Source organism: Streptomyces sp. NPDC001493, assembly GCF_053597235.1.
Genome location: NZ_JBSFHV010000002.1, coordinates 230934 through 244155, shown reverse-complemented (window position 1 = coordinate 244155; position 13222 = coordinate 230934). Strand labels below are relative to the sequence as shown.

The following is a 13222-nucleotide window of genomic DNA, read 5'->3' as shown; positions in this document are numbered from 1 at the left end:
GTCGACGACGGGCTTGGTTATGCCACTTTTCGCACTCACGGAGAGTTCCTTGTCCTGGGCATCCGGTTACCGCCCAGAACCTACCCGCGGGCATGTCCCGCTCATGCGCCGATCTTTGTTGGCCATGTCACAGGTATATGCCTCAGGAATGGTCAATTCATACGCGGAAGACGTCGAGGAAGGAGCTCCACCAACCCTTGTTCTTCTTCGGCGCGTCGGCCGCGTGGTGACGGGGCGTCACCTGAGGCGTCTCGGTGGAAGTCCTTGCGGACGCGGTGACCTGATGGTGCGTCATGCCGTGTCGGGCCGCGGTGGGGGTGAAGACCACCGGCAGGGAGACCAGCGCGCGGTGGAACGGCCCCGGCCGCCACTCGACGGCCGTCGGGTGCACCGCGAGAGCGATGTCCGGTACGGAGTTGAGCACCTTCTCGATGGCGGTGAGGGCGATCAACTGGGCCGGGGACTTCGCCGGGCACACGTGCGGTCCGGCGCCCCAGGCGAGGTGGGCGCCCTTCGCCATGGTCTCGCGGGCGGCGTTGAGGTCCGGGTCGCTGTTGGCGGCGGCGAAGCTGATCAGTACGGGCGTACCCGCCTTGAGGATCATGCCGTTCAGGTCGACGTCCTGAACGGGGAAGTGCGTCGCGTAGTTGGCGATCGGCGGGTTGTTCCAGAGCACCCCGTCGATGGCGTCCTCCACGAGGAGCCCGCCGCCGCGGTGGCCGCCCCCGTCCGCGTCGCCCGACAACATGGCGAGCAGCGCGTTGGCGATCAGGTTGCGCTCCGGCTCGACGCCCGCACCCATCAGCACGACGAGCTGGTCCTTGAGCTCCTCGTCGCTGAGCCCGGCCGGGTGCTGGATGAGCCAGGAGGTGATGTCCTCGCCGGGCTGACGCCGCTTGAGGGAGACGAGCTCCATCAGGCATTCCGTCAGGCGGGCGTTGGCGTTCAGCACGTCCTCACCGTCGAAGATGGCGGACATGTCACGGGTCAGCCGGTCACCGATGTCGCCGGGGCAGCCGAAGAGCTGGTTGAAGAGCAGCAGCGGCAGCAGCTTCGCGTAGTCGCCGAGGAGGTCGGCGCTGCCCCGCTCGATGAACTGGTCGATCAGGTAGTCGCCGATGCGCTCCACGTCCCGCCGCAGCCGGCTGGGGTTCAGCCGGGCGAGGCTCTCGGTGACGGCCTTGCGCAGCCGCAGGTGCTCGGTGCCGTCCGTGAAGAGGCAGTTGGGCCGGTACGCCATCATCGGCAGCACCGGGCTGTCGAGCGGGACCTGTCCCTCGCGCAGCGCGGTCCACCGCCGTGAGTCGCGCGCGAAGAGCGACGGGTTCTGGAGGACCCGGAGCGCCGCCTCGTGCTCGACCACCAGGGTGGCTTCCACGCCGGGAGCCAGCTCGATCGGTGCCGCGGCTCCGTGGGCGCGCAGCGCCTCGTACACGCGATGCGGATCGGCCGCGAACTCAGGGCCGTAGAGCGACGTCTGCCGCCCCTGGTGCATCGGGCACCCGGAGGGGGCGCCGTGCGGGTTGGCTCCCGGCGACGGGTCCATGTCTCTTCCTCGGTGTGAAGGCGGGCCGGAACCGGCCCGTGGGGGGTGGGGCTAAGGGTCAGGCGACGCGGGCGAGCAGGTGCTGCACCAGCGTGATCAGGGCCTGTGCGGACGACTTCTGGTCACGCGCGTCGCAGTGGATCACCGGGGTGTCCGGCAGCAGGTCGAGCGCCTCGCGGAGCTCGTCCTCGCTGTGCTGCGTGGCGGGGTCGAAGCTGTTCACGGCGACCGCGTACTCCAGGCCGTACCGTTCGACCAGGTCGATCACCGGGAAGGTGTCGGCGAGCCGGCCCGGGTCGATCAGCAGCAGAGCGCCGAGCGACCCGCGCGCCATGTCCTCCCAGAGCTGCACGAACCGCTGCTGGCCCGGGGTGCCGAACAGGTACAGCACCAGTTCGTCGCTGAGCGTCAGGCGGCCGAAGTCCAGGGCGACCGTCGTGGTCTCCTTGCCGGGAGCGCTCCGCAGGTCGTCCAGGTGGGCGGCGGCCTGAGTCATCCGCTCCTCGGTGCGCAGCGGAGTGATCTCGGAGAGCGTGCCGATGAGCGTGGTCTTGCCCACGGCGAAGTGTCCGACGACGAGGATCTTCGCCGCGCGCTGGACCGCGTCCGGCACATAGATGTTCTCAGCCGAAGCGGACGTGGAGTCCATGCAACACCTCTTCGAGGATCTTCCGGTCGACGAGTTGGGCGGCGGGCGGGGCCTTGCGCCGGATCAGGTGGCCCTGTTCCGCTAAATCCTGGAGCAGCAGCCGGGCCACCCCTACGGGCTGCTGGAGGTGGCCGGCCACCTCCGCGACCGAGAGGTAGCCGCCGGAACAGAGCTCCCAGATCGCCCTGACCTCGGGACCCGCCTGCGTGGGCATCTCCCGGTCCGGGGCGATGGTGACGAGCGTGACGAGGGAGAGTGCATCCGCGTCGGGCAGACCGCGCCCGCCGGTGATGACGTACGAGCGGACGAATCCGCTGGAGACGGCCTCTTCCTCGCCCCGGGCCGTCATGCGTCGCTTCCCGCCGTCTGGCGAGGAGGTGTGCTCATCGCCTTCCCGACCGCTCCGACCTGCTGCTGCATGCGGAACGACATGGCTTCCATGTCCACGTCGGCGGCCGCCGCCGCAGCCAGATAGGCGCCGCTGCCGGCGGCTATGAGGAAGATCCAGCCGTCCTCGTACTCCAGCAGCGTCTGCCGCCACTGGCCGGGCGCGCGGGTGCCGATGAAGGGGGCGACGGCCCGGCTCAGCGACTGCATCGAGCTCATGGCGGCGGCGACCGTCTCGGCGTCGTCACGGCCGATGTCGGCCGAACTGGCCAGCAGCAGGCCGTCGGCGGACACGAGGATGGCGTGTCGGGCGCCGGGTACTTGGAGCACGTCGTCGAGTACCCACGACAGGTCGGGATTCACTGGTTCTCGGTTCCTTCCATCGTCGTGTCACGTCCGGACCGCGTGCCCCGCTGGAACGCGCCGAGCCGGGAGGCCGTCTCGTGGTTGCTGCGTATCGGAGCCGGTTCGGCCGCCGCCGTGGGCAGGACGGAGACCGGGCTCTGACGGCGGCGCTTGGGCAGACCGCCGGCGGTGGTGGCCGGCGGCGCGACGGGCGCGAAGGGCTCCTGCCGTACGGCGTCGGGGAACAGCGGAGTCGGGGCGGTCGGGGCCGTACGCGCCGGGAGCGACGGCACGGACGGCGCCGAGGTCTCCCGGGTGACCGGCACGGGGATCGGCGGCACGTCGCCGGTCAGCAGCTCGTCGGGGAGCAGAACCACCGCGCGTACACCTCCGTAGGGGGATACGGAGTCCACCGAAACCCTGAACCCGTAGCGGGCGGCCAGCAGGCCGGAGACGGCGAACCCGAACTGAGGGGGGATGCCCAGGCTGGAGACGGTGATCTCCGCACGAGGGTCGAGAAGGGCGCCCGCGCGGTCCTTCTCCTCCTGGCCCATGCCGAGACCGGCGTCGTCCACGATGAGGCAGACGCCCGAGGGCACGGCCTGGATGTTGATCTCGACCGGGGTGCCCGGGGCGGAGTAGTTGGTGGCGTTGGCCATCAGCTCGGCGAGGACCACGGCGACCGGCTCGACGGCCTTGCTGACCACCGAGAAGTTCACCTGCCCGTTGATCCGGACCCGGTCGAAGTGCCGGATACGGCCCTGGGCGCTGCGGGCCACGTCGAAGACGGAGGCGACGGTCTCGCGGCGGCCGAGCCAGCCACCGCAGAGCACGGCGATGCCCTGTGCCCGGCGGCCGAACTGGCTGTTGGCGTGGTCGATCGCCATGAGGTCGGCGAGGATCTGCGGGTCGTCGCCGTACTTCGTCTGAGCCTTCTCGATGACGACCTGCTGCTGGTCGGCGAGGCCCTGGAGGGTACGCACGGCCGCCTTGAGGACGGCCTTGGTCTCCTCCTCGGCGTCCTTGCGGACATCGGCCAGCTCCGCGGCGTGCCGATGCAGGAGGCCGGTCTGTGCGGCCTGCCACTCGTCACGCTGCCGCCACAGGCCCTCGCGCTCGGTTCTGAGCTCGTTGGTCTGCCTGCGCAGCCTGATATTGGTTTTACGAGCCCGCAACACGGCGCCAACGGCGACCAGTGCTACGACCATCAGTGCCCAGAGGACAGCGTCCTGTGGAAATGTCATGAGACTCACTTCAAGTGCCATGGCTACGGATACGGCTTGACGCCCCCGTGCCTGCCGCATTCCCTGGCTCAACGAGCCCTGGACCGCGCCATGCAGGGAATGCCCCTCCGAAGTCGGGGCCGAGGTTGTCACCCCTTGCGGAGCGCCCCCTATACGCCATCAGCCCACTGGAAGTCAGTTGATCTTACATGGGTGGCATATGTAAGTGTGAATTGCTGACCGCCAGTTGCGCGGTCTCGACCGATTATGCGCATTTATGATCCACCGTCATATGCGCGCGGAGTGCGGGGGGATGTCCGTTCGCGGCAGTGAGCGGTGAGGTGGTGACACGTGCGTCCATGGCGCGCGGGCGTCGGCGCGACTGCGCTGCGGGGTGCGGGAGATGGCCATTCGATGGCGTGCGTGGCGGTACGGGGGGCGGCGCGGTGAGGTGGTGTGGAGTGTGGGGATCGTGCGGGGATGCCGTGGGGATCATGGGGGCGTGCGGCGGGCCGCTTTGCGGGGGTGGTGCGGGGATGGTGCGGGGGGATTTGGGGCGTTGCGGGGCCGCGTGGGGTGGTGCGGGGTGGTGTGGGGTGGTGTGGCGGGGCTGCGTGGGGTGGTGCGGGGTGGTGTGGGGTGGTGAGGCGGGGCCGCGTGGGGTGAGGCGGGGCTGCGTGGGGTGGTGTTGCCGGTCTATGGGGCCGCGTGCGGCGGGGCGGGGTGCCGGGATGCGCGCGCGTTCGGGGCTCGGCGCGGGCCGGATGAGGTTCAGACGGCGATGACGGTCACGCCCGCTTCGCGGAACCCGGCCGCTGTCTCGTCGTCGATGGCGGTATCGGTCACCAGCACGTCGATCCGCCGCAGTTCGCAGACCCGGGCGAAGGCCCGGCGGCCGATCTTCGAGGAGTCGGCCGCCACGATCACCCGCTGAGCGCGCTCGGCCAGCAGCCGGTTGACGGCCGCCTCGCCCTCGTGGTGGACGTACGCGCCCTCCCGGACGTCGATCGCGTTGACGCCCAGTACGGCGACGTCGAGCGTGATCTCCTCCAACACCCCGCTCGCCAACGGCCCGGTGAGCTCGTACGACTGGGGGCGCGCGACTCCGCCGGTCACCACCATCTTGATCTGCGGCCGGATCACCAGCTCGTTCGCGATGTTCAGGGCGTTGGTCACCACGGTCAGCGCGGGCGGTGCGCTGCTGCCGGCCGCGCTGTCGCCGCCGATGTCCGTACGTACCGAGAGGCCGCGCGCGACCTCGGTGACCGTCGTGCCGCCGGTCAGGCCCACCACGCCGCCCGCCGGCACCAGGTCGGCCACGGCGCGGCCGATGCGCTGCTTCTCCGAGGCGTGACGCGCCGTCTTGTACCGCAGCGGGAGTTCGTACGAGACCCCGTGCGCGACCGCGCCACCCCGGGTCCGGGTGAGCATCTGCTGCTCCGCGAGCTGGTCCAGGTCCCGGCGGATGGTCGCGGCCGACACCTCCAGGGTCGACGCGGCCTCCTCCACCTCCACCCGGCCGTGCGCGGCGAGCAGTTCCAGCAGGGCGTTCCACCGGGCGTCCCTGGACACAGGCGCTCTCCTCGGATGTGTGTGGCGTACGGGGTCTGGCGTGCGGGGTGCATGGCGTGCGTGGTGCGTGGTGTTCGGGGCGTGCGTGGTGCGGGACGTGCGGTGTGTGCGTGGTGCGGGGCGTGCGGGTTCCGGGCCGCCCTCGGGGGCGAAAACCGGACAGACGCAAGCCTGACACGAGCAGAGGAAATGATCGAACGATGAAAGAAGTATGGGGTTGGATGCTTGAAAATGCTCGATAGAAGCCGCTAGCGTGCAAGAACGAGCATGCGGGGCTTGGGTGTGCCCGCCTCTCGGGTGGCGCGTGCAGGACCGCCGCAGGCCGAGCATCCCTCCCTCTGTCAGGAGCGCACTCCGTGACCGTGACCTTCGTCGAAGCCGAGATCGCCAGTCAGCCCGCCTGCTGGCGCCGAGCCGCCGAGCTGGCGTCCACGCAGGCCAAGGCCGCCCTCCCCGCCCACGGTGAACGCATCGCCGTCGTGGGCTGCGGCACCTCCTACTACATGGCGCAGGCTTACGCGGCGCTGCGCGAGAGCAACGGACTCGGCGAGACGGACGCCTTCGCCGCCTCCGAGTTCCCCTTCGGCCGTCGCTACGACCGGGTCGTCGCCCTCACCCGCTCCGGCACCACCACCGAGGTACTGGAACTGCTCGGCCGGCTGCACGGCACCACCCGTACCGTCGTCGTCACGGCCGTACCCAGCGCCGAGGTCCGGGCGGTCTCCGACGACATCGTCGAACTCGGCTTCGCGGACGAGGAGTCCGTGGTGCAGACGCGGTTCGCCACCACCGCGCTCACCCTCTTCCGCGCCCATCTGGGGCTGCACACCGACGCCGTGGTGACCGATGCCGAAACGGCTCTCTCGGAGCCGCTGCCCGAGGGCCTGGTCGAGGCCACCCAGCTCTCCTTCCTCGGCCGGGGCTGGACGGTGGGCCTCGCCAACGAGGCCGCGCTGAAGATGAAGGAAGCCTCGCTGGCCTGGACCGAGTCCTACCCGGCGATGGAGTACCGCCACGGTCCGATCAGCATCGCCACGGACACCACGGCGACCTGGATGTTCGGACCCGCGCCCGCCGGTCTCGCCGAGCAGCTGCGCGCCACCGGAGCCCGGTGGGTGGAGAGCAGCCTGGACCCGCTGGCCGACCTGATCCGCGTCCAGCGGCTCGCCGTCGCCCGCGCGACCGCCTCCGGCCTCGACCCCGACCGGCCGCGTCACCTGACGCGCTCGGTCGTCCTCCAGGAAATCGTGTAGGCCAGGCGCCCGCGCCTTCCGGCCTCGCGTCGCTCCCTCTGCCCGGTGGGCCCGGTGTGCCTCCTGACCCACCGTGCCCGTCGTGCCCGCAGTCCTCGCCGTTCTTGCCGTTCCCCGCAGTCCCTGCCGTACTCCTCGTTCGACACCGTTCTGGAGACACGCACATGACCCTCGCAGCCACCGGTGACCTGGTCGCCGCAGCCGCCTCCGAGCACCGGGCCGTCGCGGCCTTCAACGTCATCACCCTGGAACACGCCGAGGCGATCGTCGAAGGCGCCGAGCGGGCGGGCTCGCCGGTCATCCTCCAGATCAGCGAGAACGCGGTGAAGTTCCACCACGGCCGCCCCGTCCCGCTGGCCCGCGCCGCCGCCGAGACGGCCCGGTCGGCCGGGGTGCCCGTGGCGCTCCACCTGGACCACGTCCACAGCGTCCCGCTGCTCCACCAGGCCGCCGAGTGCGGGTTCAGCTCGGTGATGTTCGACGCCTCCCGGCTGCCGTACGAGGAGAACGTGGCGGCCACCCGGTCCGCCGTGCTCTGGGCCCACCGGAACGGGCTGTGGGTGGAGGCGGAGCTCGGTCAGGTGGGCGGCAAGAACGGCGAGGCGCCGCTCGACGCCCATACCCCGGGCGCCCGGACGGACCCGGACGAGGCGCGCGCGTACGTGGCGGCCACCGGTGTCGACGCCCTCGCGGTGGCCGTCGGCAGCTCCCACGCCATGACCGTCCGCACGGCGCGCCTCGACCACGGTCTGCTGGGGCGGCTGGGCGAGGCGCTGGACCTCCCGCTGGTGCTCCACGGCTCCTCGGGCGTACCCGACGCGGAGCTGCGTCGGGCCGTCACCGGCGGCATCTCGAAGATCAACGTCGGCACCGCCCTGAACACCGCGATGACCGGCGCGGTCCGGGCCCACCTCGCCGACGATCCCCGGGCCGTGGACCCGCGCGGCTACCTCGGTCTCGGCCGCACGGCGATGAGCCGCACGGTCACCGCCTTCATCGGCGTCCTCGACGGGACCGTGGTGCCCGTCGATCCGGGTGTCCCCGCTGCCCCTGTCGTCGCGCAGGCTCGGGCCCACTGACCCGTAGCGCCGGCGTACGGAGCGTGGCGGGGCACCGGCGCCGGGGTCACCTCATGCGGGTCATATCGCGTCGGGGCCGCGCTCCCCGGTACGGACGCGTACGACGGTCTCCACCGGGACGGCCCACACCTTGCCGTCGCCGACCTTGCCGGTCCGGGCCGCGCGGACGACGGCGTCGATGACCGCGTCCGCGTCGGCGTCCTCCACGAGGACCTCGATGCGGATCTTGGGCACCAGGTCCACGCGGTACTCGGCGCCCCGGTACACCTCGGTGTGGCCGCGCTGGCGTCCGTACCCGCTGGCCTCCGTGACGGTCAGGCCCTGCACACCGAGCTCCTGGAGGACGGTCTTCACCTCGTCGAGGCGGTGCGGCTTCACAACCGCGGTGATGAGCTTCATGAGGGCGGAGTCCTGTCCTTGGTGGGCGGGTTCGCGTGGCCGCCGGGCGCTTGGGCGACGTGCGAGTGGCCGCCGTGCGACTGGCCGCCGTGCGCGTGAGCGCCGTGCGGATGGGTGCCCGGGACGTGCGCCTGCGGGGAGGCGAGGCCCTGGACGCCGTGATCGTAGGCGCTCTCCGCGTGCACCGTCCGGTCCAGCCCGGCGAGTTCGTCGTCGCCGGAGGCGCGCAGCCCCATCGACCGGTCGATCGCCTTGGCCACCCCGTACGTCATGAGGAAGGTGTACGCGGACACGACCAGCACCGCCACCGCCTGCTTCAGGAGCAGGGCGAGTCCTCCGCCGTGGAGAAGTCCCTCCGGGCCGCCGGTCATCGAGGCGGTGGCGAACACCCCGATGAGCAGGGTGCCGACGACGCCCCCGACGAAGTGGACGCCCACCACGTCGAGCGAATCGTCGAAGTCGAACCGGAACTTCCAGGCCACCGCGTACGAACACACCACGCCCGCCGCCAGGCCGACCCCCGCACCGCCCAGCACCCCGACCGTGCCCGACGCGGGCGTGATCGCCACCAGCCCGGCGACCGCCCCCGACGCCGCACCGAAGGTGGTCGGGTGACCGTCGCGCTTCTGCTCGACGAAGAGCCAGCCGAGCAGACCGGTCGAGCCGGCGACGAGGGTGTTGAGGACCGCGGCCGCCGCCAAGCCGTCCGCGTGCAGGGCCGAACCGCCGTTGAAGCCCAGCCAGCCGAACCAGAGGAGTCCGGCACCGAGCATCACCATCGGCAGGTTGTGCGGGCGCATGGCTTCCTTCTTGAAGCCGATGCGCGGTCCCAGCACCAGCGCGAGCGCCAGCCCCGAAGCCCCGCAGGCGATCTCCACCACGAGGCCCCCGGCGAAGTCCAGCGCGCCGAGCGTCCGCGTGATCCACCCGCCCGGGCCCCAGACCCAGTGCGCGACCGGAACGTATACGAGGAGGGCCCATACAGGTACGAACACCACCCAGGCCGCGAACCGCATGCGGTCCGCGACCGCCCCGCTGATCAGCGATGCCGCGAGGATCGCGAAGGTCAGGTGGAAGGTGCCGAACAGCAGGGTGGGGACGCCGCCGGTCAGGGTGTCGGGGCCGATGTCGGCGAGCCCCAGGTGGTCGAAGCCGCCTATGAGCCCGGCGAAGGAGTCGCCGTCGAAGACGAGGGTGTAGCCGGCGACCAGCCAGACGACCGTGACCAGAGCGATCGCCACGAAGCTCATCATCAGCATGTTCAGGACGCTCTTGGCGCGGACCATGCCGCCGTAGAACAGGGCGAGCCCAGGAGTCATCAGCAGGACGAGTGCGGTGGCGGCGAGCAGCCAGGCGGTATCGCCCGTGTCGAGACCTGCCGCGGCAAGGGGAGCAGGGGTCACCAGGGGGCCCTCCTCGGGGCGGCGTGGGGTTCCGGCGAAGGAGAGGGTCGCGGGCGCGCGTTACGTACGGAGCACGCGGGGGTTTCCGGCGCATTTCATTGCCCGAGGGTGACGTAAGGAACAACGCCCGGTGCGGGGCGCGGGGACGGCGGGTGGTCGGGGTGCCCGGCCGCGAGAGAGCCCAGTGCCCGGCGGTCGGGGCGGAGTTGGGCGTGAGTGAACCGGTGGGGTGCGCGTCGGTGGGGTGCGCGTCGGAGCGGGGCGCACTAGTGGGGTGAGCGTGAGTGTTGTGTGCGGCAGTGCTGTGCGGGTGACTGCTGTGCGCGTGACTGTGGTGAGCGGCACTGCCGTGGCGACCGAGGACGGGCGGCTGCTGATGCCGTGGCCGGCCGAGAGGATCGAGTCGAAGGATGTCATGCGTTCGACTATCCGCCGGACGCCGGCGATTGCCCTCAGCCCGTGGGTTGAACTCGGGTGGATCTTGGGTGGAACAGAGGGAGCCCTCCGGGTGGAGCCGGGGGTAGACCCCTGGGTGGAGACGGTCAACGCCCCGGCTCCACCCGAGTTCAACCCCGGCTCCACCCTCGGCCCACCGTCAGCGCAGCGACTTCAGCATCTCCGCGTTGAACGGGGCGATGTCCTCGGTCCGCCCCACCAGCGTCTTCGCCGCCCACTCGGGGTCGGCGATCAGGGCGCGGCCGACCGCCACCATGTCGAACTCGTCGCGCTCGATCCGGTCGAGCAGCTGCTCGATGCCGGTGACCGGAGAGCCCAGGCCCCGGAAGGCGTTGAAGAACTCCCCGTCCAGGCCGACCGACCCGACGGTGATCGTCGGCAGGCCGCTGATCTTCTTCACCCAGCCGGCGAGGTTCAGGTCGGAGCCCTCGAACTCCGGCAGCCAGTAGCGGCGGGTGGACGCGTGGAAGACGTCCACCCCAGCCTCGGCCAGCGGCGTGATCAGGGCGCCCAGTTCCTCGGGGGTCTCCGCGAGCTTCGCGTCGTACGCGTCCGACTTCCACTGGGACAGGCGGAAGATGAGGGGGAAGGAGTCGGAGACGGCCGCCCGGCAGGCCGCCACGATCTCCGCGGCGAAACGGGTGCGCGCGACGAGGTCGCCGCCGTAGGCATCCGTACGGCGGTTGCTGCCCGACCAGAGGAACTGGTCGATGAGGTAGCCGTGGGCGCCGTGCAGCTCGACACCGTCGAAGCCGAGGCGCTCGGCCGCCGCGGCCGCGTCGGCGAAGGCCGTGATCACGTCGTCGAGGTCCTGCTGCGTCATGGCGCGCCCCTTGGGCTCGCCCGTGAGGGAGATGCCCGACGGGCCGACCGGCTCGGCGTCGGTGTACGGCGGGGCGCCTTCGGTGCGGGTCACGCCCACGTGCCACAGCTGGGGAACGATCGCGCCGCCCTCGCGGTGTACGGCGTCGACGACATCGGCCCAGCCGGCGAACGCGTCCTCACCGTGGAAGCGCGGCACCCGGCCGCTGGTCCCGGCAGAGGGGTGATCGACGTAGGTGCCCTCGGTGATGATCAGCCCCACCCCGCCGGCGGCGCGGCGGGCGTAGTACTCCGCCACGTCCTGGCCCGGGACACCGCCCGGGGAGAACGAGCGGGTCATGGGCGCCATGGCGATCCGGTTGCGCGAGGTCAGCCCGCGCACGGTGAACGGGCGCGAGAGGGCTTCCGCCGCGCGGTGGGCTCCGGGGAGGGCATTCACATCGGTCACGTCGAGTCCTCTTCGTCGGGGGTGTCGGTACCCCCGTTCTCAACACCCGTCCACCCCTGACGCTTCCCGGTCCCACCCCTTGTGGCGGAGCTCTCCCCCGGCGTCCGGCCCCCGCGCTGCACCGGCACCGGCGGGGCCACGGACACGGTGGCAGCGACGCCGACCGTGAGCTGCGGCGCCCCCGCCCCCACCGCTTCACAGTCGGTGGGGGCGGGGGCGCCCGGGCGGGTCGGTCAGGGCGTGACCCGGTTGCCGCCGAAGGTCACCACGAGGCTGCCGTCCGAGGCGAGGGACCAGCCCAGGGCGCCGCTGTACGCGGAGCACCGGGAGCCGTTCGTACCGGACCAGAACTGGTTCGAGCTGTCGGCGTCCCCGATGGTCTTGTCGTTCGACCCGTCGTCGCTGCGGCAGGAGGTGTTGCCGCGGAAGACCGAAGTGCCGCCGTCGAAGCTGAAGTTGCGCTCGCCGTTGTCGATGCTGACGTTGTCGGAGAGCGCGATCGTGCCGAGGTTCCGGTTGTAGGTGAACCCGTGTTTGCCGTTGTCGTACGCGATGCTGCGCCGGACGACGTGGTCTACGGGGATGTCGTTGCCGCCGAGCTTGTACCCGTTCCGGTCGCCGTTCGAGTTCACGGTGCCGTCGCTGAGGGTGCCGTTGCCGTACGAGAGCGAGTCCTCGATGGTCACCGGGCCGATGGGACCCGTGTCGGTCTTCGTGTAGAGGTCCCAGCCGTCGTCGATGTTGTTGTGGGACACCGCGTACCGGAAGACGTTGCCGGGGCCGACCGTCAGCTTCGCCGCGAAGCCGTCGGCGTCCTCGCCGTCCGAGTCGGCGTTGTCGTGCGACTCCGCGCTCAGGATCAGGTTGTCGGACGGCCACTCGTCCTCGGGGGTGTCGGACGCGATCCGGGAGAGCTGGAGCCCCGAGTCGCGGTTGAAGCGGGTCACGGTGTGCTCGACGACGTTGTGGCTGCCGCCGACGAAGATGCCGTTGTCACCTGCGTGTTCGACCGTGATGCCGTCGAGGTGCCAGTACGAGGCGTTCAGCGCGAGGCCCCGGTTGGTGGTGTCCTCGGTCTGTGCGGAGAAGTTCAGCACCGGGGACTCGCCCGGGTAGGCGGCGAGGGTGGTGAGGGCGCTCGCCGTGCCGTCGTGGCCCTGCGGGATGGTGACCGTCTGGGCGGGCGTGTAGGTCCCGCCGCGCAGGTAGATGGTCCCGCCGGCCGTGACGCGGGAGATGGCCGAGGTCAGGGTCGTGGGGGCCGACTGTGTGCCCGCCGCGCCGTCGGTGCCGCCCGGCGCCACGTACAGCGCGTCGGCGGCGAGGGCGGAGGTGGTGCTCGCCCCGGCGCCGAGGGGTAAGGCGGTGGGGAGGGCGGCGCCTTGCGCGGTGGGGCCGGAGAGCGCGACCACCGTCCCGGCGAGCACGCCGACGCTTGCGATCAGGGGCTTCCATTGCATGGTTCGTCTCCAGGGTGTCCGGCCCGCCGCGATGGGGGAGTGGCGGGGCCGTGGGGGGAGGAACAGGGATGAACCGGTGCTGCCGTGTGGCAGCACGATGGTTCGGGTACCTGAACCGGTGGGTGACCGGGGTGCCGGTTCAAGCGGAGCAATCGCCTCCATCGGACAGTAAGTGGATGC

Annotated in this window: 12 protein-coding genes; 2 read left to right on the top strand and 10 right to left on the bottom strand. The window is 71.1% G+C overall.

Annotated features, from left to right (window positions below; translation table 11 throughout):
• Nucleotides 1-157 precede the first annotated feature (157 nt).
• From ACWCWD_RS03620 to ACWCWD_RS03595, 6 genes are all read right to left on the bottom strand, one after another.
• Nucleotides 158-1546, bottom strand: a complete 1389-nt coding sequence (locus tag ACWCWD_RS03620; protein WP_450769938.1) for a cytochrome P450 — start codon at nt 1544-1546, stop codon at nt 158-160.
• A 58-nt stretch (nt 1547-1604) separates the two neighbouring features.
• On the bottom strand, nt 1605-2195 hold the full coding sequence (locus tag ACWCWD_RS03615; protein WP_358761401.1) for a GTP-binding protein: 591 nt from the start codon (nt 2193-2195) through the stop codon (nt 1605-1607).
• Nucleotides 2170-2544 carry a DUF742 domain-containing protein gene (locus tag ACWCWD_RS03610; RefSeq protein ID WP_450769936.1) on the bottom strand — a complete coding sequence of 125 codons (375 nt, stop codon included), beginning with the start codon at nt 2542-2544 and terminating at the stop codon, nt 2170-2172. The genes ACWCWD_RS03615 and ACWCWD_RS03610 overlap by 26 nt, the downstream gene beginning before the upstream one ends.
• Nucleotides 2541-2945 carry a roadblock/LC7 domain-containing protein gene (locus tag ACWCWD_RS03605; RefSeq protein ID WP_327176957.1) on the bottom strand — a complete coding sequence of 135 codons (405 nt, stop codon included), beginning with the start codon at nt 2943-2945 and terminating at the stop codon, nt 2541-2543. The genes ACWCWD_RS03610 and ACWCWD_RS03605 overlap by 4 nt, the downstream gene beginning before the upstream one ends.
• A complete protein-coding gene (locus ACWCWD_RS03600) occupies nt 2942-4171 on the bottom strand; it encodes an ATP-binding protein (RefSeq protein WP_450769934.1) in 1230 nt (409 codons plus the stop codon). Before ACWCWD_RS03600 ends, ACWCWD_RS03605 begins: the two co-directional genes overlap by 4 nt.
• A 750-nt stretch (nt 4172-4921) precedes the next feature.
• Complete coding sequence (locus tag ACWCWD_RS03595) at nt 4922-5722, bottom strand: DeoR/GlpR family DNA-binding transcription regulator (RefSeq protein WP_450769933.1); 801 nt, start codon at nt 5720-5722, stop codon at nt 4922-4924.
• Nucleotides 5723-6084: 362 nt separating this feature from the next.
• Between ACWCWD_RS03595 and ACWCWD_RS03590 the strand changes: the two genes are divergently transcribed.
• Nucleotides 6085-6975, top strand: a complete 891-nt coding sequence (locus tag ACWCWD_RS03590) for an SIS domain-containing protein (RefSeq protein WP_450770359.1) — start codon at nt 6085-6087, stop codon at nt 6973-6975.
• Nucleotides 6976-7139: 164 nt separating this feature from the next.
• Nucleotides 7140-8054 (top strand): class II fructose-bisphosphate aldolase, encoded by a 915-nt coding sequence (locus ACWCWD_RS03585; protein ID WP_450769931.1) that lies wholly within the window; start codon nt 7140-7142, stop codon nt 8052-8054.
• Between the two features lie 60 nt (nt 8055-8114).
• On the opposite strand, the gene ACWCWD_RS03580 is transcribed toward ACWCWD_RS03585, so the two are convergent.
• The 4 genes from ACWCWD_RS03580 to ACWCWD_RS03565 all read right to left on the bottom strand — a co-directional run bounded on the left by ACWCWD_RS03580 (nt 8115) and on the right by ACWCWD_RS03565 (nt 13042).
• The gene (locus ACWCWD_RS03580; protein ID WP_390958887.1) at nt 8115-8453 is read right to left on the bottom strand and encodes a P-II family nitrogen regulator; all 339 of its coding nucleotides are present in this window, start codon (nt 8451-8453) and stop codon (nt 8115-8117) included.
• Nucleotides 8450-9856: an ammonium transporter gene (locus tag ACWCWD_RS03575; RefSeq protein ID WP_450769929.1), complete on the bottom strand. Its 1407-nt coding sequence runs from the start codon at nt 9854-9856 to the stop codon at nt 8450-8452. The genes ACWCWD_RS03580 and ACWCWD_RS03575 overlap by 4 nt, the downstream gene beginning before the upstream one ends.
• Before the next feature lie 595 nt (nt 9857-10451).
• A complete protein-coding gene (locus tag ACWCWD_RS03570; protein ID WP_450769928.1) occupies nt 10452-11582 on the bottom strand; it encodes an NADH:flavin oxidoreductase in 1131 nt (376 codons plus the stop codon).
• Nucleotides 11583-11815: 233 nt separating this feature from the next.
• Nucleotides 11816-13042 (bottom strand): right-handed parallel beta-helix repeat-containing protein, encoded by a 1227-nt coding sequence (locus ACWCWD_RS03565; protein WP_450769926.1) that lies wholly within the window; start codon nt 13040-13042, stop codon nt 11816-11818.
• Nucleotides 13043-13222 lie beyond the last annotated feature (180 nt).

Excerpts from the sequence above, each read along its gene's own strand:
- ACWCWD_RS03580 (WP_390958887.1), bottom strand. The coding sequence starts at position 8,453 with ATGAAGCTCATCACCGCGGTTGTGAAGCCGCACCGCCTCGACGAGGTG.
- ACWCWD_RS03610 (WP_450769936.1), bottom strand. The coding sequence starts at position 2,544 with ATGACGGCCCGGGGCGAGGAAGAGGCCGTCTCCAGCGGATTCGTCCGC.
- ACWCWD_RS03620 (WP_450769938.1), bottom strand. The coding sequence starts at position 1,546 with ATGGACCCGTCGCCGGGAGCCAACCCGCACGGCGCCCCCTCCGGGTGC.
- ACWCWD_RS03615 (WP_358761401.1), bottom strand. The coding sequence starts at position 2,195 with ATGGACTCCACGTCCGCTTCGGCTGAGAACATCTATGTGCCGGACGCG.
- ACWCWD_RS03585 (WP_450769931.1), top strand. The coding sequence starts at position 7,140 with ATGACCCTCGCAGCCACCGGTGACCTGGTCGCCGCAGCCGCCTCCGAG.
- ACWCWD_RS03565 (WP_450769926.1), bottom strand. The coding sequence starts at position 13,042 with ATGCAATGGAAGCCCCTGATCGCAAGCGTCGGCGTGCTCGCCGGGACG.
- ACWCWD_RS03600 (WP_450769934.1), bottom strand. The coding sequence starts at position 4,171 with ATGACATTTCCACAGGACGCTGTCCTCTGGGCACTGATGGTCGTAGCA.